28 protein-coding genes are annotated in these 24,604 nt (G+C 71.1%); 10 read left to right on the forward strand and 18 right to left on the reverse strand.

Translation table 11 applies throughout. The features are described from left to right. The first annotated feature begins 101 nt into the window (after positions 1-101). Positions 102-1,727 carry a phosphomethylpyrimidine synthase ThiC gene (gene thiC / locus ACTWQH_RS09445; protein WP_443285938.1) on the forward strand — a complete coding sequence of 542 codons (1,626 nt, stop codon included), beginning with the start codon at positions 102-104 and terminating at the stop codon, positions 1,725-1,727. 212 nt (positions 1,728-1,939) lie between these two features. Here the strand turns inward: thiC and ACTWQH_RS09450 are convergent, their stop codons facing one another. The 3 genes from ACTWQH_RS09450 to ACTWQH_RS09460 all read right to left on the reverse strand — a co-directional run bounded on the left by ACTWQH_RS09450 (position 1,940) and on the right by ACTWQH_RS09460 (position 3,770). Continuing rightward, positions 1,940-2,659, reverse strand: coding sequence for a hypothetical protein (locus tag ACTWQH_RS09450; protein ID WP_443285939.1), 720 nt, complete (start codon positions 2,657-2,659; stop codon positions 1,940-1,942). Then, a complete protein-coding gene (locus ACTWQH_RS09455; protein ID WP_443285940.1) occupies positions 2,659-3,063 on the reverse strand; it encodes a hypothetical protein in 405 nt (134 codons plus the stop codon). The genes ACTWQH_RS09450 and ACTWQH_RS09455 overlap by 1 nt, the downstream gene beginning before the upstream one ends. A 161-nt stretch (positions 3,064-3,224) precedes the next feature. Continuing rightward, positions 3,225-3,770, reverse strand: a complete 546-nt coding sequence (locus ACTWQH_RS09460; protein ID WP_443285941.1) for a flavoprotein — start codon at positions 3,768-3,770, stop codon at positions 3,225-3,227. Between the two features lie 96 nt (positions 3,771-3,866). Between ACTWQH_RS09460 and ACTWQH_RS09465 the strand changes: the two genes are divergently transcribed. From ACTWQH_RS09465 to ACTWQH_RS09480, 4 genes are all read left to right on the forward strand, one after another. Next, positions 3,867-5,051: a helix-turn-helix domain-containing protein gene (locus tag ACTWQH_RS09465; RefSeq protein ID WP_443285942.1), complete on the forward strand. Its 1,185-nt coding sequence runs from the start codon at positions 3,867-3,869 to the stop codon at positions 5,049-5,051. A 328-nt stretch (positions 5,052-5,379) separates the two neighbouring features. Continuing rightward, positions 5,380-5,568, forward strand: coding sequence for a hypothetical protein (locus ACTWQH_RS09470; RefSeq protein WP_443285943.1), 189 nt, complete (start codon positions 5,380-5,382; stop codon positions 5,566-5,568). Continuing rightward, on the forward strand, positions 5,565-5,858 hold the full coding sequence (locus tag ACTWQH_RS09475; RefSeq protein WP_443285944.1) for a DUF7848 domain-containing protein: 294 nt from the start codon (positions 5,565-5,567) through the stop codon (positions 5,856-5,858). Before ACTWQH_RS09470 ends, ACTWQH_RS09475 begins: the two co-directional genes overlap by 4 nt. Before the next feature lie 255 nt (positions 5,859-6,113). After that, complete coding sequence (locus tag ACTWQH_RS09480) at positions 6,114-6,323, forward strand: hypothetical protein (RefSeq protein ID WP_443285945.1); 210 nt, start codon at positions 6,114-6,116, stop codon at positions 6,321-6,323. A 319-nt stretch (positions 6,324-6,642) separates the two neighbouring features. On the opposite strand, the gene ACTWQH_RS09485 is transcribed toward ACTWQH_RS09480, so the two are convergent. Together ACTWQH_RS09485 and ACTWQH_RS09490 are read right to left on the reverse strand one after the other, a co-directional pair. Next, positions 6,643-7,278 (reverse strand): SH3 domain-containing protein, encoded by a 636-nt coding sequence (locus tag ACTWQH_RS09485; RefSeq protein ID WP_443285946.1) that lies wholly within the window; start codon positions 7,276-7,278, stop codon positions 6,643-6,645. Between the two features lie 40 nt (positions 7,279-7,318). Further along, positions 7,319-7,789, reverse strand: a complete 471-nt coding sequence (locus ACTWQH_RS09490; protein WP_443285947.1) for a hypothetical protein — start codon at positions 7,787-7,789, stop codon at positions 7,319-7,321. Positions 7,790-8,043: 254 nt separating this feature from the next. Between ACTWQH_RS09490 and ACTWQH_RS09495 the strand changes: the two genes are divergently transcribed. After that, positions 8,044-8,493: a hypothetical protein gene (locus tag ACTWQH_RS09495; protein WP_443285948.1), complete on the forward strand. Its 450-nt coding sequence runs from the start codon at positions 8,044-8,046 to the stop codon at positions 8,491-8,493. On the opposite strand, the gene ACTWQH_RS09500 is transcribed toward ACTWQH_RS09495, so the two are convergent. Next, complete coding sequence (locus tag ACTWQH_RS09500) at positions 8,447-8,977, reverse strand: ArsR/SmtB family transcription factor (protein ID WP_443285949.1); 531 nt, start codon at positions 8,975-8,977, stop codon at positions 8,447-8,449. The genes ACTWQH_RS09495 and ACTWQH_RS09500 overlap by 47 nt on opposite strands. 68 nt (positions 8,978-9,045) lie before the next feature. Here ACTWQH_RS09500 and def point away from each other — a divergent pair, with 68 nt between their 5' ends. Beyond that, positions 9,046-9,744: a peptide deformylase gene (gene def, locus ACTWQH_RS09505; RefSeq protein ID WP_443285950.1), complete on the forward strand. Its 699-nt coding sequence runs from the start codon at positions 9,046-9,048 to the stop codon at positions 9,742-9,744. Positions 9,745-9,767: 23 nt separating this feature from the next. Here def and ACTWQH_RS09510 read toward each other — a convergent pair whose 3' ends face one another. Continuing rightward, positions 9,768-11,162, reverse strand: a complete 1,395-nt coding sequence (locus ACTWQH_RS09510) for an alkaline phosphatase PhoX (protein WP_443285951.1) — start codon at positions 11,160-11,162, stop codon at positions 9,768-9,770. A 199-nt stretch (positions 11,163-11,361) separates the two neighbouring features. On the opposite strand from ACTWQH_RS09510, the gene ACTWQH_RS09515 reads away from it, so the two are divergent. Beyond that, positions 11,362-12,453: a sigma-70 family RNA polymerase sigma factor gene (locus ACTWQH_RS09515; protein ID WP_443285952.1), complete on the forward strand. Its 1,092-nt coding sequence runs from the start codon at positions 11,362-11,364 to the stop codon at positions 12,451-12,453. Then, entirely contained in the window at positions 12,383-13,846 is a 1,464-nt protein-coding gene (locus ACTWQH_RS09520; protein ID WP_443285953.1) for an MFS transporter, read from the forward strand. The genes ACTWQH_RS09515 and ACTWQH_RS09520 overlap by 71 nt, the downstream gene beginning before the upstream one ends. Here ACTWQH_RS09520 and ACTWQH_RS09525 read toward each other — a convergent pair. The 6 genes from ACTWQH_RS09525 to ACTWQH_RS09550 form a co-directional block, all read right to left on the reverse strand. Then, positions 13,806-14,423 (reverse strand): TIGR03086 family metal-binding protein, encoded by a 618-nt coding sequence (locus tag ACTWQH_RS09525; protein WP_443285954.1) that lies wholly within the window; start codon positions 14,421-14,423, stop codon positions 13,806-13,808. The genes ACTWQH_RS09520 and ACTWQH_RS09525 overlap by 41 nt on opposite strands. A 47-nt stretch (positions 14,424-14,470) precedes the next feature. Further along, positions 14,471-14,845 carry a RidA family protein gene (locus ACTWQH_RS09530; RefSeq protein WP_443285955.1) on the reverse strand — a complete coding sequence of 125 codons (375 nt, stop codon included), beginning with the start codon at positions 14,843-14,845 and terminating at the stop codon, positions 14,471-14,473. A 99-nt stretch (positions 14,846-14,944) separates the two neighbouring features. Beyond that, entirely contained in the window at positions 14,945-16,033 is a 1,089-nt protein-coding gene (locus ACTWQH_RS09535) for a BRO-N domain-containing protein (protein WP_443285956.1), read from the reverse strand. Positions 16,034-16,103: 70 nt separating this feature from the next. Continuing rightward, a complete protein-coding gene (locus tag ACTWQH_RS09540; protein WP_443285957.1) occupies positions 16,104-16,472 on the reverse strand; it encodes a hypothetical protein in 369 nt (122 codons plus the stop codon). Positions 16,473-16,548: 76 nt separating this feature from the next. After that, on the reverse strand, positions 16,549-17,148 hold the full coding sequence (locus tag ACTWQH_RS09545; protein WP_443285972.1) for a class I SAM-dependent methyltransferase: 600 nt from the start codon (positions 17,146-17,148) through the stop codon (positions 16,549-16,551). 40 nt (positions 17,149-17,188) lie between these two features. Beyond that, a complete protein-coding gene (locus tag ACTWQH_RS09550) occupies positions 17,189-17,314 on the reverse strand; it encodes a hypothetical protein (RefSeq protein ID WP_443285958.1) in 126 nt (41 codons plus the stop codon). A gap of 67 nt (positions 17,315-17,381) precedes the next feature. Here ACTWQH_RS09550 and ACTWQH_RS09555 point away from each other — a divergent pair, with 67 nt between their 5' ends. After that, positions 17,382-18,197 carry an FHA domain-containing protein gene (locus ACTWQH_RS09555; protein ID WP_443285959.1) on the forward strand — a complete coding sequence of 272 codons (816 nt, stop codon included), beginning with the start codon at positions 17,382-17,384 and terminating at the stop codon, positions 18,195-18,197. 49 nt (positions 18,198-18,246) lie between these two features. Here the strand turns inward: ACTWQH_RS09555 and ACTWQH_RS09560 are convergent, their stop codons facing one another. The 5 genes from ACTWQH_RS09560 to cydC form a co-directional block, all read right to left on the reverse strand. Beyond that, positions 18,247-18,924, reverse strand: a complete 678-nt coding sequence (locus tag ACTWQH_RS09560; protein ID WP_443285960.1) for a sensor domain-containing protein — start codon at positions 18,922-18,924, stop codon at positions 18,247-18,249. A gap of 81 nt (positions 18,925-19,005) precedes the next feature. Beyond that, positions 19,006-19,770: an SDR family NAD(P)-dependent oxidoreductase gene (locus ACTWQH_RS09565; RefSeq protein WP_443285961.1), complete on the reverse strand. Its 765-nt coding sequence runs from the start codon at positions 19,768-19,770 to the stop codon at positions 19,006-19,008. Positions 19,771-19,998: 228 nt separating this feature from the next. Beyond that, positions 19,999-20,955 (reverse strand): BRO-N domain-containing protein, encoded by a 957-nt coding sequence (locus tag ACTWQH_RS09570; RefSeq protein ID WP_443285962.1) that lies wholly within the window; start codon positions 20,953-20,955, stop codon positions 19,999-20,001. Between the two features lie 91 nt (positions 20,956-21,046). Beyond that, on the reverse strand, positions 21,047-22,738 hold the full coding sequence (locus tag ACTWQH_RS09575) for a GAF domain-containing sensor histidine kinase (protein WP_443285963.1): 1,692 nt from the start codon (positions 22,736-22,738) through the stop codon (positions 21,047-21,049). Between the two features lie 25 nt (positions 22,739-22,763). After that, positions 22,764-24,604 (reverse strand): thiol reductant ABC exporter subunit CydC (cydC, locus tag ACTWQH_RS09580; RefSeq protein WP_443285964.1); only part of this gene is annotated, 1,841 nt, incomplete at its 5' end.

The raw sequence follows: 24,604 nt of genomic DNA on the forward strand, positions 1-24,604 counted from the left end.
CAATCGCGGGAGCTCCGGGCACGGGGCTGAGAGGGCGCTGCCGCCGCGCCGACCGCCGAACCTGACCGGGTAATGCCGGCGTAGGAAGCGAAGGTCAAAGCATGACCACACGGAACACTGAGGCCATCGGCGCGCACAAGGGATATATCACCGGTTCCCGCCCGGACATCCGAGTCCCGGTGCGGCGCGTGCAACTGACGAACGGCCGGGACGTGACGCTGTACGACACCTCCGGCCCGTACACCGACCCCGCCGTCACCACCGACGTCCACCGCGGCCTGCCGCCGCTGCGCGCGCCGTGGATCGCGGAGCGTGGGCCGCAGGGGGGCACGCAGATGGCGTACGCCCGCCGCGGCGAGATCACCCCCGAGATGGAGTTCGTGGCGATCCGCGAGAACGTCACGCCGGAGTTCGTGCGCGACGAGCTGGCCGCCGGGCGCGCGGTGCTGCCGCTCAACCTCAACCACCCGGAGGCCGAGCCGATGATCATCGGCCGGAACTTCCTGGTGAAGGTCAACGCCAACATCGGCAACTCGGCAGTCACCTCCTCGATCGAGGAGGAGGTGGAGAAGATGGTGTGGGCCACCCGCTGGGGCGCCGACACCGTCATGGACCTGTCCACCGGCCGGGATATCCACACCACGCGCGAGTGGGTGCTGCGCAACTCCCCCGTGCCGATCGGGACCGTCCCCCTCTACCAGGCCCTGGAGAAGGTCGGCGGCAAGGCGGAGGAGCTGAGCTGGGAGGTCTACCGGGACACCGTCATCGAGCAGGCCGAGCAGGGCGTTGACTACATGACGGTCCATGCCGGCGTGCTGCTGCGGTATATCCCGCTGACCGTACGCCGCAAGACCGGCATCGTCTCGCGCGGCGGCTCGATCATGGCGGCCTGGTGCCTGGCGCACCACCAGGAGAGCTTCCTCTACACCCACTTCGCCGAGCTGTGCGAGATCTTCGCCGCCTACGACATCACCTTCTCCCTCGGCGACGGCCTGCGGCCGGGCTCGATCGCCGACGCCAACGACGAGGCCCAGTTCGCGGAGCTGCGCACCCTGGGCGAGCTCACCCGCATCGCCCGCGAGCACCACGTCCAGACGATGATCGAGGGCCCGGGCCACGTCCCGATGCACAAGATCAAGGAGAACGTCGACCTCCAGCGCGAGCTGTGCGACGACGCCCCCTTCTACACCCTCGGCCCGCTGACGACGGATGTCGCCCCGGCGTACGACCACATCACCTCCGGCATCGGCGCGGCCATGATCGCCTGGTGGGGCACGGCGATGCTGTGCTACGTCACGCCCAAGGAGCACCTGGGCCTGCCGGACCGGGACGACGTGAAGACGGGCGTGATCACGTACAAGATCGCCGCCCACGCGGCGGACGTGGCCAAGGGCCACCCGGGCGCCCAGGCGTGGGACGACGCGCTGTCCGACGCGCGCTTCGAGTTCCGGTGGGAGGACCAGTTCAACCTCTCCCTCGACCCGGACACGGCCCGGGCCTTCCACGACGAGACCCTGCCGGCCGAGCCCGCCAAGACGGCCCACTTCTGCTCGATGTGCGGCCCCCGCTTCTGCTCGATGAAGATTAGTAGAAGCATCATGAACGAGTACGGCGACGAGCTGGCCCCGACCAGCGACGACGCGGCCGATGCGGCTGCTGGCATGGCCCAGAAGTCGAAGGAGTTCGCGGAGCGCGGCAACCGGATCTACCTGCCGGTCGCGGACTGACCCTCCGCCTCTTCCCCCTTGGCCCCGGTCGTCGCACCGCGACAGACCGGGGCCAAGGGGGAGTGTCGGCTAGCTCGGCGACATCGTGGGATGCGGCGGTAGCGCTGTAAACGCCCAGCGCAGGGGCCCACGCTGCCCCCGACCATTCAAGCCCTTGCCATGTCACACGGCGGAAATTGAAGACGCTGGGTCGCGCTGCGCACGTTGACCTCTTAGCGACCCGCCAGATAGGAAAAAGCTACCAGTCCGACTACGACGCCCAGAAGGAAGGCGTACCAGGTTTTCTTCCAATCGATGATGATCTCTGGCGGAGGTGGCGTAATGGTTTTCTCGATGCGCTTCGCCGCGCTGGCTAAGCTACCTACGAGCCCTTCCAAGCGGTCGGCTAGGCTGCTCAGATTGTGCAGGCGGTCCAACTTCTTGAACGCGCCACTAGCTACACCAGATGCGCTCTCATATCTGGTGACGACATTCTGAACGTCATCAAGATGAAACCCTCTCATGGCGGCCGTAAGCTCTCGCGCTGCCTCGGAAATGCTATCGGCGACGGCCGGATTAATATCGTCGCTTGCGGCCCGGAGAGTTTCCGCGACGTTTGTGTTGATACTCTGGCTTGTGATGGCGAGCGAATGCGCCACATCTTCATTGATGTTGCGGGCCGCGAGAGTGAGTGAGTGGGCCACATCTTCGTTGATGTTGCGGGTTGCAATCAGAAGCGCTCTTGCAGCATCGGGCGATATTACCCCATCACGGAGAGCTTTCCCGAGTAGCTTTGCCAAGGCGGGAGCCTGTTTGGTCATTTTCGCCAACAGAGCCTTGGTACTCGCATCCAACATCTCTACGGACCCATAGTTGTCGCCCCCGATGAAGGTCCCTGGCCCGTAGTTATGCTGTTCGCGACGATCTTCCTTGTCGGGGTCAGTCGCCGTCATCAGGACTCTTGGCTCTTCGGTGAATTGATACCACCGTAGTTGTCGCCACCAATGAAGGTTCCGGAGCTGTAGTTGTGCTGCGATCCGATATTCGTTGTCTTGGAGGCAATCGGGGCAGAAGCCAGGGCTTCGATGTCTTCGCGAGCCTCGGGATGAGCAGCAAGATAGGAGACGAGGAGGGCTGTCAAGCGCGCGGAGATGTCAGCTTCCGAAGCGGTCTGTTGGCCCAGGGCGGCCGCACCCTCTTCAAGGGCGCGGATCGCTGTCGACTGTTGCTGTTCAGTACCGTGCCGAAAGATTCGGACAAACCGGGTGCGCAAGGCGTCTAGCCGCCCGCCACTCAGATGGCTGATGGCGTTGGCGACGGCTCCGGTGACGATTGCTAAAACGGCTTCATCGAGCACGTGTGAGAACCCCCAAGGTAGGTGTCATGCACGCCGCTGCGCGCATCAGCCATCCTGATACTGCCCACGCGCGGAACTCATCGTGCCAATGATCTTTGATGACTTGCTCACACTTCTGGCCGGGAGGGACAGCAACTCCGGGCAGGCTGGGAGGATCGACGCTACCGTCGTGCAATCTGGGCTGCGGCTTCGAGCGCGAGATGCCAGGGGTACGCGTCCGGTCGACCCTTGCCGGGTTCGTTGGGGACGAACCCGCCTTCGCCGTACAGGACGCGTACCCCCATGGCGCGTAGTGTCTCGATGCTGCGTTCGAATTGGACGTGTCGCACGTAGGCGGCGTTGACGCACGGCATCGTCACGATCGGGATCCCCTTGCCGATGCCCTCGGCGACGAACCCCACTAGGAACTTGTCCGTGATCCCCAACGCCCACTGATTGATCGTGTTGAAGGTGGCGGGCGCGAGCACGGCCACGTCGGCGGGCGGCCACACGTCCGGCTGTGGCGGGAGCTTGTACTGACTGCGCACGGGGTGCCCCGTGAGCTGTTCCAGCGCGGGTAGCTCGGCCTCAAGCCATCGGGCGGCGGTCGGCGTCAGCCCCAGGCACACATCCCACCCGTCCGCCTGCGCTCGCTCGAGGACGGCTGCGACGTTGAGCACGGGCGGGGCGGCGCTGCCGAGCAGGTACAGCACGCGGTTGGTGGTCATGGCGGCAGTCCACCGTGCGGGGTTCGTCACCGCAACTCCGGGCCGTCGTTGGTCGGGTAGCGTTTTAAGGGCGGCACGGATGGACGGAGCAGGATCATGCCCTTCCTCGGCGACGAACACACCGGCAACCGGATCGCGCACCACCGGAAGCTGGCCGGATTGACTCAGCGCGGACTAGCGCAACGGATCCCCTACTCCTACAGCCTGCTCACGCAGGTCGAGTCGGGTCACAAACCGGCGAGCCCTGACTTCGTGGCTGCGGTGGCGCAAGAGCTGTCGGTCGACGTGACGGCGTTGACGGGTCAGCCGTACGTGACCGAACTCCAGCAGGATCGCCTGGCGGAGTTGATACGCCCGATCCGTGAGGCGCTGGACCTCTACGACCTGGGCGCTGATCCGGACATCGCTCCTCGGCCGACTCACCTCCTGGTCGCTGCGGCGGAGCGCTTGTGTCAGCAAGTGCGCGCCACGAAGCTCAACGATGCCGCGCACGACCTGCCGGGTGTCATCGCGGAGATCACGACGGCGGCCTACCGAACCCCCTCCTCGGAACTGTGGGCGGCGCTGTCGAGCACGTATCGCACGGCTCACGATCTGGCGGTCAAGCTCGGGTACTACGACCTGTCCACGGTGGCGCTCGACCGGATGGACTGGGCCGCGTCCCGTGCGTCCGATCCGCTGTTGGCTGCGGTACGGCAGTACATGCGCGGGCTGGTCTACTTCCGGGAGGGCGCGTACACGATCGGGCAGCGGCTGATCGCGTCCGGCCACGGCCTGCTGGGGCAGGCTTCCGACAGCAGGGAACGCCACGCGGTGGCGGGGCAACTGCACCTCGGGGCCGCCATCATCTCCGCGCGCTCCGACGACCTGGGCGCCGTGGAAACCCACCTGACGGAGGCGCGTTCGTACGCCGACCGCATCGGCGAGGCAACCGACGTGCATTGGCTGTCCTTCGGGCCCACCAACGTCGCCGTACACGCGGTCTCCGCCTACATCGAGATACGGCAGTTCAGCGAGGCGCTGCGGCATGCCGACAAGGTCATGCTGCCGAAGGACTGGGCCGTCTCGCGCGCCGCCCACTTCCACGTGGACCGGGCGCGCGCTCAGATGGAGGCGGGGCGCACGGAAGCGGCCCTGAAGTCGATGACGACGGCGCGGCGGCTGGCTCCCCAGCAGACGCGCTACCACCCCGGGGCACGCGAGACGATCCGGGGCCTGGTCCACATCTCCCGACGCACACCGGACACCCTCGATCACCTCGCCGCCTGGATCGGGCTGTAGGGCTTTCACTCTCGGGCCCCCGGCTTTCACTCGACTGTGAAAGTTGGGGGCTTGTTGCGTCACCAGCATGGCTTCTGAAGCGGTGAATCACGCTGAAGAGGAGTGCTGACGTGACGGACTGTGTCGCCTGGTTTCTCGGGCCATTGCTCCGGCTGCTGTTCCCCGCTCCCGGCCGCCATCGAGCGAGCCATGGAGCCCTGGCAGCCGAAGTTGTGGATCCGCCCACCCTGGTTCTGCCCCGTGGCAGGGATGAACTGGTCCCTCGGTACATGCAGACCGCTGAGGAACGGCGGATGCGGGAGCGCATGCACGAGTTGGGCGTGGCCTCGTGAACGGCGCAGGGCCCCTGGCGGTCGGATCGCTCGCGCGGGACATCTCCTGCGACGCGATCGGCCGCGTGACGAGCTTCGAGTTGAGCCGCGTCTGGCTGCGCCCCATCGATGGCGGACGAGAGTGGGATGCCCTGCCCGGCCAGGTCGAGCCGGTGACCGACCACGAGATCAGGGAGTCACGGTGACCAGAGCGATCATCAAGCACGTCCCGTGGCACCTCGGCGAGGAAACCGCCCCGGGTGCGCCTCGGGGGATCTTCCGCGTGGAGTGCGTGGCGTGCGGGGCCAAGTCACAGATTGTGGACAACGAATCTGTGCCGGTCGAGATGTGGGCGTTGCAGCACACGGGCCGGAACATCCATCACCGGCAGTTCAAGCTCTTCACCGAGTGGTTCTTGCGCGTGAGCCCCGCGCCCGGCAACCCCCTCTACGAGTTGGAGGGCGGCGACGGAGGCAACGGCCCCTCGGGGCGCTGATCAACAACCGCATACGAATACCGGACCACCCCGCGCCTGGCAGCAACCGGGTGGCCCGGCTGGGATTCCGCAGAACCCCGGTGCCGATGGCATCGGAGCTGCGGTCGTTGTGATCAACGCGCCTCCGGCCGGGCACTGGGCAAGTCACTGCGTGAAAGGGAATCTTGGGCGATGAACCGGCCGGATGACGACCTGGGATCGCTGGACGGGGGCATTCGACCCTGACGCCGTGCTGTGGGTAGGGGGATCGACTACGTGTCTGGTAGGCGGGATGCGAAGAACGCCGTCGGGGAGTTGGCGGAGGCGCTGACGGCGGCCGGTATCGACGTGAACATCGTGCGGCTGCGGGCCGACGTGGGGCCCGACGGCTCAGGCGTGGTGCATCTGGCCTTTTCCGCTTCGACGGCGCGGGATCTGGCGCTGCTGGCGCGGGTGACGGCGGCGCGGCTGCGGCGGGCGTCTTGATGTGCCCGGGTGGCGCGGGTGCGGTCGCGGCCGGCCGGAGAGTGTTGGGTCGGTGTCCTGCCCGGTCTGGGGTCGGGCATGGCCAGGGGGCCATACGCTGGTTGGCGAATCGGGCGGCCCCTTGCGTGCCCGCCGTAGCGCCCGATTGGCCCCCTGGCCGTGCGCGACGCGGGACCCGGATCAGGGAAGTAGCTCAAGACTCGGAGGCCGTCCACCCAACCACATGTCCCATGCGGCAGGTTCCGGCGCTGCTCGTTCTCAGAAGCAGCATGAGGGCAACCCGGTGCGGGACGCGCCTCGGTCATGGTGGCGAATAGCACTACTGACAGTCGAGATAGTCCTTGCGGATCCACACGTAGGTATCTCCGCCCCACAGGTCGCCCATATACCACGTCTCGTCCGAGTTCCAAGACGCATACCGGTAGAAGAAGTCCTCGCCCTCGCCGATGGTGGTAACGAGCCTGTATTCGGAGCCCGGGCCTTTCCGGACGCTGACACCGTCCTCGGTCACGTGACAGACCGTCTGTGCCTCCGGGGTCTGCAAAGGCGTCCGTTGGCAGTCGAGGTAGTCCTTGCGGATCCACACGTAGGTGTCTCCTCCGCCCCACAGGCGGCCTGTGTACCACGTCTCGTCCGAGTTCTCAGATGCGTAGGGGGTGAAGCCCTGGCCCTCGCCGACGGTGTCGACGAGCGGGTAGTCGGAGCCCGGGCCTTTCCGGACGTCGACACCGTCCTGGGTCACCCAACACACCGTGCCACGGGTCTCCGAGGTCCCGACCGACGCTGCGGCGTCCGACGGCAGGTGCTGATCGGGGATGAGAATCAGCGCCGCCGAACTACCGCTGAGGATCGCGGCCGTTCCGAGCAGGACAAGCCACCGGAGCAGAGGACGACGAGACTTGGCCACAACGGGGGGAGCCATGATGATGTCGCCCTGCTGGGTGATGTACTGCACTCCACCCGAACGCGCGTGGTTCGACTGCTCGTTAGGTGAGTCAGTCTCCACGACCGCCCCGCTCGTGGTCCGTGATATTGATGTGGATGGAGCCATGCTGCGTGATGTTCTGCGTCCCCCGCCCGTAGGCGATGTTGGTCTGTGTCCCTCCCTCCTGGGGGGAGGGAGATAGCCCTGCCAACCTGTGCACCACGCCGTCCAGGTCCGTCGCAGCTTCGGGGTACTCCTCCAAGAACTCGCAGAGCCGGACCGTCCAGTCAGCCCTCAGCGACTCCAGCTCCGATGCGCTTTCCGGACCTTCTCGCACACTGTCGGCGAGAGTGTCGAGCTCGTCGCTGACGCTGTCCCCATCCCGTCGATCGCCTCTGCTGAGCAGCCGAACGAATTCCGCTCGGGCTGTCGACCAGGCGTCGGTTGTCGCCGCAGCCACCAGCGTGGTGCCACCGGTGGCAGCCAGTGCCGCCAACCACCCTTCGGACAACAATTGATACACCCCCAACAGGTCCGCCACGAAACGGCGCTCTAGCTAGGTAATAGTACGCCGCAGGACGGAAAGCCGGATCTCCGGAATAGCGACTCGAATAGAACCCTGGCATATTCGAACGCGTTGTCGACTATGTGACAGAGATCGGCCAGGACAAAGACACAGGCGTTGTCCGGGAGGCGTTCTGTCTCACGTGTCACGCTGGCTCTCGACGCTCGGGAGGACAATGGACCGACTGAGGCCGGCCGCCGCTGTCAGTGGCCTGCCCTAGCCTCGCGGACATGGACGTCATCCTGATCCCCGGCCTGTGGCTCGACCGCTCCTCGTGGGACGAGGTGGTGCCCGGCCCAGGGCGGCGACGTCCCGCTGCCGGACTGGTCGTTCTTCGACGACGAGGCCTCGTCGACCTCGACGACGGCCTGCGCGCGGCGTTCCGCGAGCGCGCCATACCCTCACCCGAGCGCGTCGCCCGCGACCCGCAGCGGCTGACCGACGAGCGGCGGTACGCCGTACCCTCCACGGTCATCGCCTGCGAGTTCCCGTCCGCCACGCTGCGGGAGTGGATGGCGGCCGGCGAGCCGAGCCTGCGCGAGCTCGCCAGGCTCCGCGACGTGGGGTACGTCGACCTGCCCACCGGCCACTGGCCGCAGTTCACCCGTCCCAAGGAGCTGGCTCAGGCGATCCTCAGGAGCATCGGTCCTCGGGGAGCAGCGGGAACAGCCGCGCGATGAGGGCCACCGGGCGGGCGCCGTCGGGCCGGGCCAGGGGGCGTTGCTCCCGGTCCTGGTAAGGGGCGAGCGCCCGCCGGATGGCGTCCGCGACCCGGCTCATCTCCTCGGGCGTCAGGTACGTCACGGCGCTGAACGCCTCGTCGCGGCGCCACTCGGCCGGCGCCCGCCCGCGCTGGGCGAGCCAACGCCGCCAGCTCTCGTCCTCCAGCCCCCGGGCCAGGTCGCCGAGCGGCTCCTCCTCGCGATGCGCGTGCCTCCTCAGGCGCCAGGGGCGCGCCCGGCCGCCGCTGTGCGGGGCCTCCTCGATGAGCCCGTAGCGCGCGAGCTGCCGCAGGTGGAAGGAGCAGAGCCCGGAGCTGTAGCCGAGCCGGGCGGCGGCCTCGGACGCGGTGAGGGTGCCGACCTCGGCGAGCAGCTCCAGCAGGGCCGTGCGGACCTCGTGCTCGCGCAGCTCGGGCGGGGAGGTGAGGTCGTCTTCAGTCACTTTGCAAAGTCTGCTACTTTGCAAAGGGCTTGGCAAGCACTCGACTCGGTGCGGAGAGGGAGAAGGCGATGACCGTTGGCGTCCGCGTGCAGGGCCGGCCCGTCGACTCGTATCCGGCGCTGCCGCCGGAGGCGGAGCGCGGCTCGGTGCGCCGGGTCACGGTGGTGGGCGAGGAGGTTCTCGGCCGCCCCTGCCGGGAGGTGACGGCGGCCGAGCTGGGCACGGCGGAGCTGTCGGCGTTGATCGACGACATGTTCCTGACGATGCACGTGGCCGACGGCGCCGGCCTGGCAGCCAATCAGGTCGGCGTCGGCCTGCGGCTCTTCGTCTACGACTGCCCCGACGACCGCGGGATCCGGCACGTCGGCCACATCGTCAACCCCGTCCTGGACCAGCCCGATCCCGGCAGCCGCCGGCTCGTCGACGACGTCGAGGGCTGCCTGTCCGTGCCCGGTGCGGTCATGGGCGTCCCCCGCACCGACCGCGCCGTCGCCCGCGGCGTCGACAAGGACGGCAACCCCCTCGTCATCGAGGGGACGGGCTACTTCGCCCGCTGCCTCCAGCACGAGAGCGACCACCTCGTCGGCCACACCTATCTCGACCGGCTCTCCATGCGGGACCGCAAGGACGCGCTGCGGCAGATGGCGGACCGGTGCGCGGAGGTCTTCGCGCGGCGGGAGGTCAAGGCCGCCGGCCTGGGGCGGCCGGCGGGCGGCGGTGAGACGGGCGGACCCGGGCGCAACGCACCGGGCCCGCCCGGCCGTTGAACGGACGGACCTGGGGAAAGGGGTCAGAGCGAGCCGCGCCGCCACGGGCCGGTGATGGCGAAGGTGATGCCGGGGGACTGGGCGTTCACGAACAGCCAGTCGCCGGTCCTCGGCTCGAAGGTGGAGCCGCACCACTCCGAGCCCGAGTAGTTGCCGGGGGCCACGGACTTGCCCGGGACGCCGCCCGCCGGGATCACGATCTGGTTGAGGGCGAAGGGGAAGATCTCGCCGTCGGTCGTCAGGCCGTGCACGTACTCGCCCTCGCTGCCGTCCTCGCACAGCACGATGCCGCCGCGCGGGCTGACGCAGATGTTGTCGGGGTTGTTGAGGACGGACGCGTCGGGGGAGGCGAAGAGGACGCGCATCCACTCGCGGCGCGGGTCGTACTCGAAGACCTGGCCCTGGCCGGTCGGGCCGCCGCTGGTGGAGACGATGTAGAGGCGCTCGTTGCCCCACCACGCGCCCTCCAGGCGCTTGAAGACCGCCGCGCCCAGGGCGGCGCCCTGCTCGGCGGGGCGGGTCTCGCCCGGGGCGTAGTCGGGGTTGGCGATGGTCACCCACGAGGTGCGGTACTCGGTGTCCGTGCCGTCCCCGTAGGTGCTGTACGAGGACCCGTCCGGCGTCTCGACCACGAGCATCTGCAGCTCGCCGCCCGCGGCGAGGCGTTCGCTGCGGTGCGGGATGTAGCGGTAGAGGCCGGAGGGGGTGGCGTCCTCGGTGAGGTAGACGTAGCCGGTCTGCGGGTCGACGGCGACGGCCTCGTGGCTGAAGCGGCCCATCGCGCGGATCGGCTCGGGGTCGCCCTTGCGGTCGTAGGGCACCTCGAAGACGTAGCCGTGGCGGGTGCCGTCCGGGCCGAGCTCGGTGGTCTCCTCGCAGCTCAGCCACGTGCCCCAGGGCGTGGGTCCGCCCGCGCAGTTGCGGATCGTGCCGGACAGACTGCCCCAGGACTCCAGGAACTTCCCCCGCTCCGGGTCGAAGACGAGGTTCGTGGTGCCGCCCGCGGCGGCGGGGTTGTACGCCGGCTCGGTGAAGGCGCCGCCGTAGCCGCCGCGTTCGTGGTTGCGGACGAGGGCGATCCTGCCGTCGCGGCGGCGGAAGGCGGCCATGCCGTCGTGGGCGGAGGGCGTCGGCGTGCCGTCGGTCATGACGTCGCCGGTCCAGCCGTAGCTGAGGTATTCGAAGCCCTTGGGGAGCCGGAGGAGTTCGAGTCCGGTGGCCTCGTCCTTCACGGGATACAGCGGCCCGTAGTCCGGGCTGGCGAGCCGCTTGGTCAGGGGCGCGGCCCCGGCGGTGCGGGCGCCAAGGGCGTCGAGGGGGCCGAGCGCGGCGAGCGCGGCGGCGGACGCGGCCGTCGCGGCGCCGCGCTTCAGGAAGCCACGGCGGGCGGTGCCAGGGGTGGTGGTGTCGTCGTTCACGGGGGATCGTCCTCTCGCCTTGGGCGGCGTACGTGCGGGTGGGAGGCTAGTTCGAACGCCGTCGAAGTGTGAGGAACCGGTGCAGAACCCTTGATGAACAGTGGAAGGGGCAGCAGGGACGACTACGGCATCACGGTGGACGACGGGCCGCCGGCGTCGTCACCGATGAATTCGCGCCCGCCGGACGGTCTGAACTGGCATGGCGGACCGCGACCCCGACGACCCCACCGACCCCACCGACGACTTCCGGCGGCTCACGCTCCCGTACCGGCGTGAGCTCCTCGTCCACTGCTACCGCATGCTCGGCTCCCTGCACGAGGCCGAAGACCTGCTCCAGGAGACGTACCTGCGCGCCTGGCGCGGCTTCGACCGCTTCGAGGGCCGCTCCTCGCTGCGCCGCTGGCTCTACCGCATCGCCACCAACGCCTGCCTCAACGCCCTCCAGGCCCGCGCCCGCCGCCCCCTCCCCGCCGCCGTCGGCGCCCCGGGCGAGGACCCGACCCTGCCGCTCGATCCCCCCGCCCCCGGCGCCACCTGGCTGGAACCCCTGCCCGACGACGCCACCGACCCGGCCGCGATCGTCGCCGGACGCGGCAGCGTCCGCCTCGCCTTCATCGCCGCGCTCCAGCACCTCACCGCCCGCCAGCGCGCCGTCCTGATCCTGCGCGAGGTGCTCGGCTGGCCCGCCGACGAGGTCGCGGCGTTGCTCCAGACCAGCCGGCCGGCCGTCAACAGCGCGCTGCAACGCGCCCGCGCCCAGCTCGCCGCCACCCGCGCCACCGAGGACGAGATCACCGAGCCCGACGACCCCCGCGCCCGCGCGCTCCTCGACCGCTACGTGGCGGCGTTCGTGGGCGCCGACCTCGACGCCCTCGCCCGCCTGCTGCGCGAGGACGCGATCCTGGAGATGCCGCCGTACGCCGCCTGGTTCGCCGGGCGCGAGAGCGTGCTGCGCTTCCTGGCGGCCCAGTGCCCGGGGGTCGGGCACATGGTTCGGCTCCGCGCCAACGGCCAGCCCGCCGTCGCCGTCTACAGCGGCGGGCTGGCCCAGTCCATCCATGTCCTCGCCGTCGACCGCGACGTCCGGCTCGCCCGCATCACGGCGTTCCTCGACCCGGCGCTCTTCCCCCGCTTCGGCCTGCCGCGCGCGATGAGCGCGATGAACGCGATGAGCGCGATGAACGCGATGAATACGCCCTTCCTCAACGGTCTCGACGCGCATGGACACGAGAGCCACCAGAAAGTGGACCCTGTTGCTGGCGCCGGTCGGGATCTTCCTCACCGCGCTTGACGTCGTCGTGGTCTCGACCTCGCTGCCGGTGATGCAGCGCGAGCTCGACGCCAGCCTCGCCGACCTCGAATGGACCATCAACGCCTACAACCTCGCCTTCGCCTGCCTCCTCCTGACCGGCGCCGCGCTCGGCGACCGCTTCGGACGCCGCCGCATGTTCGTGGCCGGCATCCTCGTCTTCACCCTCGCCTCGGCCGCCGCCGCCCTGTCCACCAGCGCCGGGACGCTGATCGCCGCCCGCGTCGCCCAGGGAGTGGGCGCGGCCGTCGTGATGCCGCTGACGCTCACGCTGATCATCGACGCCTTCCCGGCCGGGAAACGCGGCACGGCCCTCGGCATCTGGGGAGGCGTCGCGGGCCTGGGCGTGGCGGCCGGGCCGGTGGTCGGCGGCGCCATCACCGAAGGGCTGGCCTGGCAGTGGATCTTCTGGGTCAACGTGCCCGTGGGCCTCGCCGTCGCCGCCCTGTCCGCGCTGCGCCTGCGCGAGAGCCGGGGCGCCCGCGCCTCGCGTCTGGACGTCGCCGGGCTGGCGCTGGCCGCCGCCGGCCTCTTCCCCCTCACCTGGGGCGCGGTGCGGGCCCCGGCCGTGGGCTGGTCCAGCGCGGAGGTCGTCGGCTCGCTGGCGGCCGGGGCGGCGTTCCTGGCCGCCTTCCTCGCGTGGGAACGCCGCGCCCGCGAGCCGATGCTGCCCCTCGCCCTCTTCCGGCGGCGCGGCTTCGCCACCTCCAACGCCGTGGCGTTCCTCCAGAGCTTCTCCCTGATCGGGTCGCTCTTCATGATCGCCCAGATGTTCCAGACCGGGCTCGGGCACTCGCCGCTGGGCGCGGGGGTGCGGATGCTGGTGTGGAACGCCACGCTGATGGTTGTCGCGCCGGTGGCGGGTGCGCTCGCCGACCGCTTCGGCAACCGGCCGCTGATGCTCCTCGGCATGGCCCTCCAGGCGGGCGGCCTGGCCTGGCTGGCCGCCGTCACCGAGCCCGGCGTCGGCTACCTGGCCCTCGCCCTGCCGCTGCTCGTCTCCGGCGTGGGCATCTCCATGGTCTTCCCGCCGGTCGCCAACCTCGTCACCTCCTCCGTGCCGTTCGACGACGTGGGCGTGGCCTCGGGCGTCAACAGCGCCATGCGGGAGGTCGGCGCGGTCTTCGGCGTGGCCACGGTCTCGGTCGTCTTCGCGGCGCAGGGCGGGTACGCCTCGCCCGAGGCGTTCCTCGACGGCTTCGGGCCGGCGATGTGGGTGGCGGCCGGGGTGGCCCTGGCGGCCGTGGTCCCGGCCGCGCTCGCGCCACGGCGGGAGGAGAAGGCCAGCGCTGCGGGAGCCAGCGCTGCGGGCGGTCCGGTCCCCTCGGCGGAGACTACGGCGTCGGCGGAGTCCAGTCCGGCCGCCGCCCGCTGAGGCCCACCGCGCGGTCCAGCAGCGGCGCGTCCTCGGGGACGGGCACCACCCGGCCGAAGCCCGTCCCCGCCCGCGCCTCGTCGCTGGTCTCCTGCGAGAGCAGCTCCATCGAGGCCCGCGCGCTGGCGTCGTCGCACCCGTACGGCTGCCCGGTGGCGCGGGCCAGGTCCCAGCCGTGGAGCAGCACCTCGTTCAGCGCGACCAGCCCGGCCACGGCCCCGGGCAAGGCCACCCCGCCGGCCTGCGTCTCCCCCTCCCACGCGGCCGGGTCCCGCCAGGCCGCCACCAGCTCGTCGAGCTGCCGCCGCAGCCGCTCCCGCCAGTCCCCCGTCAGCGGCGGGGGCGGCAGCGAGCCGGGGTCGGTCGCCGTCTGCGGCCCGAGGTCCTTGCGCGCCGCCGCCGTGAACACCGCCGTCAGGCCCAGCAGGTGCCCCAGCAGGTCCCGCACGGCGTACCCGGGACACGGCGTCGCCGCGCCGAACGCCTCCTCCGGCACTCCGTCGAGCAGCCCGGCCAGCTCTCGGGCGACGGGCTCCAGGTCCGGGTGTGAGTGTCGCGATTCATGCGATGTCGTCATGCAAGATCGGACCGGTGGGCGGCCGGAAACTCATCGGTCGCCTGCACCTACGCCACCGCCACCGCCACCGCCTCGATCTCCAGCAGCCAGGCCTGGTCGTAGATCCCGGTGACGATGATGGTCAGCGCCGGGCTGTGCCCGCCGAGGACCTCGTGGCGGATACGGGCGTTGGCCTCCCGGTAGCGGCGGTCGGAGAGGAAGACCGTCACCTTCGCGAGATTGTGTACGCCCATGCCGGCCTGTTCGAGGACGGCGAGGACGTTCCGCCAGGCGAGGCGGCACTGCGCGTCGAAGTCGGCGGGGACGGTGCCGTCGGCGTCCTCCGGGACCTGGCCGCTGACGAAGAGGGTCCGCGAGGCGGCGGTGACCAGGGCGCCCTGGGCGTAGGAGCGCGGCTGGGGATCGATGGGCGTTATCTCCACGTCGGGAGGATAGGCCCGCGGCCGGGCCGCTATGCTGCTGCGTCACGGGCCCACCGCCGCAAATTCGTCTTGCGACGGCGGGCCCGTTCTGATGTCCCGCTACGCGTGGTGAACGGCGTAGACGGGTGCGTTGTGGCGGGTACCGACCTGGCGGATGCACTGGCGCTTGAGCAGGAACCGGAGGCTGTCGTGCACGCGGGCGGTGGTGAGATCCGGCTGCTCGGCGATGCTCTCGACGCGGACGCGCACTTCGCCGTCCTCGGCGAGGCGTGGCGCGAGCAGCACGGCCACGGCCCATACGTCCTCGGTGATCGTCACCCGCGCCCGCCAGGCGGCGAGCAACTGCTCGGCCGCCGTGGTTTCCACCGCCTCCGCCGCCGCCTCCTCCACCGCCGTCGCGGCGGGCCGCGAACGCTGGCGCGGAATCCGGTCGGCCGGCTTCGGCAACGAGCTGCGGACCGTCTCCGCCAGCAGCTCGTGCATGGCCATGGTCGACCGCTGCTGCGCCTCGGCGAGGTCGCGCAGCGCCCTGGTGGTCTCGCGCTGCGCCTCGGCGACGCCTTTCAGTGCGTTGACGGTCTCGCGCTGCGTCGTGGCCATGTCCCTCAGCGAGTTGACGGCCTCGCGGCGCATGACATTGGCGTCCCGCTGTGCGAGCGCGAACTCCTCGTCGGTCCGGAGATTGCGCTCCTCCAGCCGCACAATGGCGTCGGCGACTTGCTGAGGCATGGCGTACGCCGGGGGAGCCTCCGGGTTGGTGGGCTGGACCTCGGCCTTGTTCAGGGAGTAGGAGCCGTCGCGCTGGAGGGTCGTGATCACGTCCGTCACCCACTCTTTGAAGGGCAGGCACGATGGCTTCGTGCAGCCTTGAACCAGGAGGATCAGCCCTTGGAGGTCGATCATCTGCAAGTCTCGGCGCCAGCTCCGACCTGCGGGAATGCTGAGACCATGACCTCCAGTCACGGTTTCGAGCGAGACTCGGTGCTTCTCCGGAACGTGATCCAGGAGGGCCTTGTGGGTCGTGCTGTAGCCCAGTTCCCGACACACATCCGCAGCCGGGAACCAGTGCTCGCCGTCTGGCATGGTGAGCCGCCGCTCGCGCGCACCGGTCGCCGCGTAGACGAAGTCGCTGACATTGATGGCATCTTGCCGGGCGGGTGCGCCCGGCGTGTTCTGCTGATCACTCACGTCCGGGACGGTAAGCAGATCATCGGCCCAAAGGCCACTGATCAGCCCTAAAGTCACCCGTTCGGATCAATCACCGCACCTCGACGCGCGTGTTGAAGCCGATCCCCGACCCCGGCACGTACCCGTTGCACGGGACGGTCGAGCTGGTCTCCTCCGTCATGCTCGCCTGGACCCACGGGCCGTAATAGGTGCCGATGTACTGCGGGTTGGACGGATTCGGATACCCGTCGTAGCAGTCCACCACCGCGCGGTAGGTGAAGGTGCCCGCGCCCGCCGGGCAGAAGACTCCGCCGCCGCCGACGTTGCCGTAGGGGGCCTCGGGGACGAGCTCGCAGTCGCTCACGTCCGCGCCGGCGGGCGGCGCCAGCGCCACGCTCGTGGCCAGCGCGGCCATCATCGCCACCGTCGCCCCAACTGCCCTTCGGGTGTTCCGTCTCATATCCCCATCCTCCACACGATCGACCCAACTGTGCCTGCCTCGCAGCAGCTTGGTGTCGAACGCCTTCGAACACAAGTCATCTCTCGGCGGCGACGATCAGGAAGTTCGGCAGGTGTACGTAGCTCTCGATGCCATCGATGCCCGACGCTGACGCGACGGCGGGGTCGAGGCCGGGCTCGGCCAGCTCGGTCAGGCGGCAGCCGAGGGCGGCGAGTTCGTTGAGGTACGCCGAGAGGGGACGGTGGAAGTCGGGGCCGTGGCGGTGGGGGATCTCGTACTCCGCCAGGTAGCGGCGTACGCGGTACTCGCCGTGCCGGCGCCAGGTCGTCCACAGGTCCTCGAACGCCGGGTGGTTGAGGGAGAAGACGAACAGGCCGCCGGGCCGCAGGGCGCGCACGCAGGTGCGCATCGCGGGGCGCCAGTCGGGGATGGCGGGCAGCACCATGCTGCACACCACCGCGTCGAAGTCGGCGCCGACGTCGCACCGGGTGAGGTCGGCCTGGTGGTAGGTGATGCCCTGGCGGAGGCGTTCCTCCTGCTCGCGGGCGTAGGCGACCATACCGTCAGCCGGTTCGACGCCGACGAGCTCGGCGCCGCGCGCGGCGAGCATGCGGCTCAGGTAGCCCTGCCCGCAGCCCGCGTCGAGCACGCGGCGGCCGCGCACCTCGCCCAGCATCCGCAGCACGGTGGGGTTGATGAGATAGCGTTTCGCGAAGTCACCGCCGCCCGTAGCCCCCGTCGGCGTCCATCGCCTCCATCTCCTCGCGCGGGAACGCGCTCCACCGCCCGATCACAGACTCGTTCGTCGGCTCGTTGGCCGACTCGTTAGCCGATTCGTTCATGCGACGATCTCCCGGGGTTTGGCAGCCAGCGGTAACCTTGAAGTGACGCACGGAGAGGGGATAGACCGTGACGTTGCCCATTCCCAGATCGTCGAACAAGGTCAACCTCCTGCCGCCCGACTTCGGCAGTCTCACGCGCGGGCTCCCACCCTCGGTGGAGCCCGGGACGCTGTTCGTCTTGGGGGTCAACGGCGGGATGAGCATCGCGCCCGACGTTCGCTTCGCGTTGATCTTCGGGCGCAGCGAGCCCGACGTCCACGTGTGCGTCGGCGCGGAGGACCCGCATGTCAGCCGCCAGCACGGGCACATCACGCGCGACCACGAGCGCTGGGTGCTGCACAACGTCGGCCGGCTGCCCATCCGCGTCTCCGCCAACCGGCTGGTGATCAGCGGCGACCGGGCCGAACTGCCCTCCGGCTACACACCGTTGTTCATCGTCGGCCCCAAGCAGGAGCACCTGCTCGAGGTGCGCGTCGCCGCGCCGGCGGTGCAGGCGGCGGGCCCGGCGGTGGAGTTCGAGGCCAAGACGCGGGAGCGCAAGGTCTGGCCGCTCAGCCCGATGGAGAAGCTGGTCGTCGTCTGCCTCGGGCAGCGGTATCTGCGCAACGAGCCCTATCCGCAGCCGCTGACCTGGGCCCAGGTCGCCACCGAGCTGCGCGTGTTGCGGCCCGAGGAGAAGTGGACGGAACGCCGGGCCGCGCACATCGTCACGAACGTGCGCAAGCGGCTGAGCCGCTCGGTGAGCGGGCTCCTGGAGGAGGAGGTCCCGCCACCGGTCGGCAACACCCTCAACCACAACCTGATCATGGAGCTGATGATCAGCACCACGATCCTCAAGGCGGACCTGAGCCTGCTGGAGGAGAGCGCCGCCGGGGAGGGCTGACGCGCTCGCGCGCGTGCGGGCTCGCGGGGAGGCGGCGTTGGCTCGTCACTCACCGCGGCCGCCGCCCGTCGCTGAGCAGGGCGCGGGCGAGTGAGGTCTGGGCGGCGGTCAGGGCGCGCAGCACGGGGGCGGCCGTGGCCAGCAGGACGACGCCGATCGCGGTGTGGAACGCGATGTCGGCGGCGCGCGAGTCGATGTCGAACATCAGGTCCAGCAGACCCGCCTCGCCCTCGTCGCGCGGGATCGGCCAGGACCACAGGCCGTAGAGCAGCTGGCCGACGCCGCCGACGGTCCAGACCAGGGCGAGGCTGAAGGTGACGATGCGCAGCGGGAAGGAGACCAGGGCGTGGGTGAAGTCGCGCCAGGACTGCGGGTCGCTCAGCGCCCGCACCACGCCGCCCCCCCGCGCGCGGTAGGCGGGCGCGGGCAGCGCGCGGCCCGTGACGGCCTCGACGTGGCGGCGTTCCAGCGCGGCGAAGCCCCGGGCGGCGGCCAGGGTCGCGGCCAGGATCGGGAGGCCGAGCCAGATCGGGAGGGTGCCGAGACCGGCCGCGAAGCCGGTCACGGCGGTAACGAACGCCGCCACGCCGAGCGGCAGTCCGGCGAGCAGGTAGCCGAGCCGGGGGCCGAGGCCGCCGGCGGCGGGAGTCGAGGGCGCCGAGTGCGCCGTGTGCGCCTGGGGCCGGGGGGTGGTCGGGAGCGCTGAGAGCGGTGTCGTCGCGGTCATGCCCTTACGGTCGCGCGGCTCGCCGGGCGCGGCCAGCCGCGTGGGACCCCGGCGGAGGTGGTGCTAGCACCACCTCGGTCCTCAGCGGCCGCGCTCCGCGCCGCCGTTGACCTGGATGATCTGGGAGGTGATGTGCCCGGCGGCGTGGGAGGCCAGCCAGTGCAGGGTCTCGGCGATGTCGCCGGGCTCGGCGGCGCGGCGGGTGAGGGTCTCGGCGACGAGGCGGTCGTGGCGTTCGGCGGTCATGGCACCGCCGAAGAACTCGGTGTCGTCGACGACGCCGGGGGCGACGACGTTGACCGTGACGCCGCGCGGGCCCAGCGCGCGGGCGAGGTCGAAGGCGTAGGGGTGGAGCGCGGCCTTGCTCGCGGCGTAGGCGCCGGAGCCCGAGCCCCGGTAGGCGGCGATGGAGGAGAGGAACAGCACGCGGCCGCCGGGTGAGGCGAGGCGGTCGCGCAGGGCCTCGGTCAGCAGCACGGCGGTGAGGGTGTTGAGGCGGAAGTTGACCGTCCAGTCGTGGGCCGCCGAGGCGAGGGGGTCGGCGGTGTCGCGGCGCGGCTCCAGGCAGCCGTTGCCGCCCGCGCTGTTGACCAGGACGTCGACCGTGCCGAAGCGCTCGGCGATGAACGCCGCGGCGCGGGCGGCGTCGTCGGGCTCGGTGAGGTCGGCGGGGCAGGGCACCGCCGACCCGTCGAGCTCGGCCGCGGCCCGCTCCAGCGCCTCGCGGCGGCGCCCGATGAGGACCGTGGTGTCGCCGCCGCGGGCGAAGCAGCGGGCCGCGGCCAGGCCGATGCCGGTGCCGCCGCCGCTGATCACGACCGTGCGGGGGGTGGTGGGAGCGGTCATGGGGGGAAACCTAACTCACGGCGGTGCGTGCATGTCTCGGCGCCACTCCCGGCCTGTGGGAACGCTGAGAGCCTCACGAGAACACGAGAAGGTTCGCTCCCGAGCACTGCGGAACCGCGCCAACCGAGACCTGGGGCTGCCCACGATTCGCTATTGTGCTCCGCACGCGCGGGGGCCGCCGCCGCAACTACTCTTTGCGACGACGGCCCCTGCGCCACTCCCGGCGGGTCACGCGTGGTGGAGGGCGTAGACCGGCGCGTCGTGGATGGTGCCGATCTGGCGGATGCACTGGCGCTTCAGCAGGAAGCGGAGGCTGTCGTGTACCCGGGCCGTGGTCAGCCCGGTCCGATCCGCGATGTTCTCGATGCTGAGCCGGGTTTCGCCCCGCTCGGCGAGCGCGGGCGCGAGCAGCACGGCGACGGACCACACGTCCTCGGTGATTGTCACCCGGGCCCGCCACGAGGCGAGCAGTTGCTCAGCGGTCATCCCGCCTGACCCCGGGGCGGACACGGAAGGCTGGCGTGACAGACGCGCCGACTCCTCCTGGACATCGCGAGTGGGGAGCCGGTCCACCATCTTCTCCAGGGCGTCGGCCACCCGCGACAGGTTCCGTGACGTGTCCTTCATGACGTTGACGGTTTCCTGGCGAGACCGGTTCGCCTCCCGCTGCGCGGCCGCCAACTCCTCGTCGATGCGGAGGTTGCGTTCCTCCAGCCGAACGATTGCGTCAGCGACCTGCTGCGGCATGGCGTAGGCGGTGGGGGCCTGCGGGCCTGCGGGTTGGACCTCGGCCCTCTCCAGGGAGTAGGAACCCTCGCGTTGGACGGTGACGAGGACGTCGGCGATCCAGTTCTTGAACGGCTCGCACTCCCGTTTCACGCAGCCGTTGACGAGCCGGATCAGGCCCTTGAGGCTAACCAGGATCATCGATTCCCTAAGCCCGTGACCTGCTGAAATAATCAATCCTTCACGGGAAATTAGGGTTCGCACTACGGATCGCATGTCCTCTGGGACATGACGACGCAGTGCTTCGGTTGTGTTGGTGTGCCCCAGTTCCTTGCACACGTCTGTCGCCGGGAACCAGTGCTCACCGTTCGGCAGGGTGAGCCGCCGCACGCGGGCCCCGGTCGCCGCGTACACGAAGTCGTTGATGTCGATGGCGTCGCGCGTGTGTTCTTCGCTCATGCGATGGACGCTAAGCAGACCGTCGTCTCAAATGCCATCGAACGGCGCGAAGTTCACCCGTTAGGGCACGGAGGTGAGCGAGGAGCGTCGCTCAGATCGGCGCCTGCCAGGTGACGGTGGTGCCCTTGCCGTCGATCCCGGGGCCGAGGGCGGCGGAGCCGCCGAGTGCCTCGGCGCGGCGGCGCAGGTTGCGCAGGCCGGACTCGTCGATGCCGTCGGCGTCCTCGGGGAGGCCGACGCCGTCGTCGGCGACGGTGAGGCGTACGGCGTCCCCCGTCGCGTCGATGCGCACGTCGAGGCGGGTGGGGTCGGCGTGGCGGGCGGCGTTGGAGAGGGCCTCGCGCAGGGCGGCGAGGAGGTTGCGGGCCACCTCTGCCGGGACGCGGGCGTCGACCGGGCCGGAGAAGCTGACCGAGGGCCTGAAGCCGATGGTCTGCGCGACCGCGCCCGTCTCGCGCAGCGCGCGGGTGCGCAGGCCGCTGGGGACCTCGTCCGGATGCTGCTGGAGGGCGAAGATCGCGGTGCGGATCTCCTGGACGGTGGCGTCCAGCTCGCGCAGCGCGGAGCCGATGCGGTCGGCGACGCCGGGGGCGGCGTTGGGGGCACCTCCCAGGCCCTCAGGGGCCTGGGGGAGGCTGGCGCGCTGGGCGCCCTCCAGGATCATGCCGACGGCGAAGAGCCGCTGGATGACGAGGTCGTGCAGGTCGCGGGCGATGCGGTCGCGGTCCTCCAGCACGGCGAGCTGCTCGCGGTCCACCCGGGCCCGGGTGAGGACGAGGGCGAGCGCGGCGTGCTGGGCGAACTGGGTGGCCAGGGCCCGCTCGGGCACGGAGAAGGGGGCGGCGTCCCGGGGGCGGGCCAGGGCCAGCGCGCCGACGATCCGGCCGTCGCTGGCCAGCGGCAGCGCCATGGCGGGGCCGTAGCGGCGGGCCAGTTCGGGGCTGATGAACGCCGGGTCGTCGACGTAGACGGGCTCGCCCGCGAGCACGCGGTCCAGGGGCGGGGCGTCGACGGGCAGGACGGTGCCGAGCAGGCCGCCGGGCTCGTCGGCGCTGACGGCGACGATCTCCAGTCCCTCCCCGGAGGGTTCCAGGACGGCGGCCACGGCGGCGTCGGCCAGCCGCCTGGCCTGCTCGGCGACGACGGCGAGGGCGTGGTCGGCGTCCTCGGAGAGGAGGGATGTGGCCAGCTCCAGGCTGCCGTCCATCCAGCGGGACTGCTGCCGCACCGCCTCGTACAGGCGGGCGTTGCCGACGGCGATGCCCGCCTCGGTGGCGAGGATCCGCATGATCTGGATGTCGTCGGCGGTGAAGGTGTGGCCGCCCGCCTTGTCGGCGAGGTAGAGGGCGCCGTAGCCGGCGCCGTGGACGCGGACGGGGACGCCGATGAGGGAGCGTGTGCGGGGGTGGCCGGGCGGGAAGTCGGCGCAGCGCGGGTCGGTGATGATGTCGTCGAGCAGCATCGCCTCGGCGGCGTCGGTGCTCTCCAGCATCGCCCGGATCAGGCCCTCGCGGCCGGGGAGGCGGCCGGCCGTCTTGTCGGCGGCAGGCTCGCCGTCGTCCGTGCCGTAGGTGCCGTAGGTGCCGTGGGTGACGAATTCGCCGATGCCGCTGCCGTCCTCGTTCAGGACGGCGAGGGCGGCGTAGTGGGCGTCGGCCAGCTCGGCGGCGGTGGTGACGATGCGGTCGAGCATGGTGTGCAGCTCGACGTCGCCGCCGATGGACTCCATGGCCTGGAGCAGGCGCGGCATGCGCTCGGCCAGCTCGGGGGTGATCCCCTGCATGGTAGCGAGGGTAATTTGTGGCATTTCAGGAGGAAAGCGGGAGGGGGAGGGGTTGGAGGGGCGTGAGGGCCCGCTCCCGCTCCAGCAGGCGGCGGAAGGGGCCCTCGGCGGCGGCCAGCTCGGCGTAGCTGCCGCGCTGCACCGGGCGGCCCGCGTCCAGGACCAGCACCTCGTCCACGGCGCCGCCGGCCAGCGGGGCGAGGCGGTGGGTGATGAGCACGGCCGCGCGGCCCTCGGTGGCGGCCAGCAGGTCGGCGGTGAGGGCGTCGGCGGTGGGCAGGTCGAGGTGCTCGGCGGGCTCGTCGAGGACGAGGACGGGGAAGTCGGCCAGCAGGGCGCGGGCGAGCGCGAGGCGCTGCCGCTGGCCGCCGGAGAGGCGGGCGCCGTGCTCGCCGACGGGGGTGTCCAGGCCCTCGGGCAGTGAGTCCACCCAGGTGAGGAGGCGGGCGTCGGCGAGGGCGGCGCGCAGCGCGGGCTCGTCGGCGTCGGGGCGGGCCAGCCGCAGGTTCTCGCGGATGGTGCTGTCGAAGATGTGGGCGTCCTGGGCGCACAGGCCCACCATGCGGCGTACGGCGTCGCCGTCGAGCGCGGTGGCGGGGATGCCCTCGGGGCCGAGGGTGTAGGTGCCTGACGTGGCGTTGTCGGCGGGATCCAGGAAACGCAGCAGGCAGCGGGCGAGGGTGGTCTTGCCCGAGCCGGAGGCGCCGACGACGGCGACGCGGCGGCCCGGCGTGAGGTCGAGGTCGATGCCGTCGAGCGCGGGACGCTGGGGCGCATCCGCGTCCGGGTAGCCGGCGGTCAGGCCGCGCAGGCGGAGCGGGAAGGGGGAGGCGGGCGCGGGCGCGGGGCGTTCGGGCTCGCGGACGGGGGCGGGGGCGTTCAGGATCTCGCTCACGCGCTCGGCCGAGCGGGCGACCCGCTGCCGCTGCTGGACCGCCTGCGGCATGCCCGCCACGGCCTCGAACGCCGCCAGCGGCACCAGCACGACGGTCGCCAGCCATACGCCGGACAGCCGGCCGTCGGCCACGGCCCCGGCGCCGAGCCAGGCGGCGGCGGTCACGGTCAGCCCGGCGGCGAGGGCGGCCAGGCCGCCGCCGAGCGCGGTGGCGGCGGCGCTGCGGGCGGCGAGCGCGGTGAGCCGGGCGTCGGCGTCGCGCACGGCGGCGCGGCGGGCGGGCAGCGCGCCGGCCACGGTCAGCTCGGCGGTGCCGGTCAGGAGGCCGAGGACGCGGTCGCTCAGCTCGCCCCGCGCGGGCGCGAGCTGGCGTTCGGTGCGGCGGGCCACGGCCGACACGAGCGCGGGGACGGCCACGCCCGCGACCAGCAGCCCGGCGGCGAGCGCGGCCCCGGCGGCGGGCAGCAGCCAGCCGGTGAACGCGACGGCGGCGAGGGAGACGGCGGCGGCCGAGACGGCCGGGAGGAGCCAGCGCAGGTAGCGGTCCTGGAGGGCGTCGATGTCGGAGACGAGGCGGGCGAGCAGGTCGCCGCGTCCGCCGCGTCCGCCGCGCCGGGGGACGGCGGACGGCACGAGGCGCACGAGGCCGCGGTAGGTGGTGACGCGCAGCTCGGCGAGGATGCGGAGGACGGCGTCGTGGCTGAGGAGGCGTTCGGCGTAGCGGAAGACGGCTCGGCCGATCCCGAAGGCGCGGGTCGCGGTGACGGCGACCATGAGATGGAGGACGGGCGGTTGCTGCGAGGCACGGGAGATGAGCCACCCGGAGGTGGCCATCAGCCCGACGCCGCTGGCGACGGCGAGCACCCCGAGCACGGCGGCCAGCGCGAGCCGTCCCCGCCCACCCGCCCCCGTCAGGAGGGCTCCGCCCCCCTGGGCCCCCCGATGTTCCCCGCTCGCCCACGCCTTCCCCC

Source organism: Streptomyces sp. 6N223, assembly GCF_052246635.1.
Taxonomy (GTDB): Bacteria; Actinomycetota; Actinomycetes; order Streptomycetales; family Streptomycetaceae; genus Streptomyces.

Coding starts and splice junctions, on each gene's coding strand:
- thiC (WP_443285938.1), top strand. CDS start 102: ATGACCACACGGAACACTGAGGCCATCGGCGCGCACAAGGGATATATC.
- ACTWQH_RS09450 (WP_443285939.1), bottom strand. CDS start 2,659: ATGACGGCGACTGACCCCGACAAGGAAGATCGTCGCGAACAGCATAAC.
- ACTWQH_RS09460 (WP_443285941.1), bottom strand. CDS start 3,770: ATGACCACCAACCGCGTGCTGTACCTGCTCGGCAGCGCCGCCCCGCCC.
- ACTWQH_RS09465 (WP_443285942.1), top strand. CDS start 3,867: ATGCCCTTCCTCGGCGACGAACACACCGGCAACCGGATCGCGCACCAC.
- ACTWQH_RS09495 (WP_443285948.1), top strand. CDS start 8,044: ATGGACGTCATCCTGATCCCCGGCCTGTGGCTCGACCGCTCCTCGTGG.
- def (WP_443285950.1), top strand. CDS start 9,046: ATGACCGTTGGCGTCCGCGTGCAGGGCCGGCCCGTCGACTCGTATCCG.
- ACTWQH_RS09515 (WP_443285952.1), top strand. CDS start 11,362: ATGGCGGACCGCGACCCCGACGACCCCACCGACCCCACCGACGACTTC.
- ACTWQH_RS09520 (WP_443285953.1), top strand. CDS start 12,383: ATGGACACGAGAGCCACCAGAAAGTGGACCCTGTTGCTGGCGCCGGTC.
- ACTWQH_RS09525 (WP_443285954.1), bottom strand. CDS start 14,423: ATGACGACATCGCATGAATCGCGACACTCACACCCGGACCTGGAGCCC.
- ACTWQH_RS09540 (WP_443285957.1), bottom strand. CDS start 16,472: ATGAGACGGAACACCCGAAGGGCAGTTGGGGCGACGGTGGCGATGATG.
- ACTWQH_RS09545 (WP_443285972.1), bottom strand. CDS start 17,148: ATGCTGGGCGAGGTGCGCGGCCGCCGCGTGCTCGACGCGGGCTGCGGG.
- ACTWQH_RS09550 (WP_443285958.1), bottom strand. CDS start 17,314: ATGAACGAATCGGCTAACGAGTCGGCCAACGAGCCGACGAACGAGTCT.
- ACTWQH_RS09560 (WP_443285960.1), bottom strand. CDS start 18,924: ATGACCGCGACGACACCGCTCTCAGCGCTCCCGACCACCCCCCGGCCC.
- ACTWQH_RS09565 (WP_443285961.1), bottom strand. CDS start 19,770: ATGACCGCTCCCACCACCCCCCGCACGGTCGTGATCAGCGGCGGCGGC.
- ACTWQH_RS09570 (WP_443285962.1), bottom strand. CDS start 20,955: ATGAGCGAAGAACACACGCGCGACGCCATCGACATCAACGACTTCGTG.
- ACTWQH_RS09575 (WP_443285963.1), bottom strand. CDS start 22,738: ATGCAGGGGATCACCCCCGAGCTGGCCGAGCGCATGCCGCGCCTGCTC.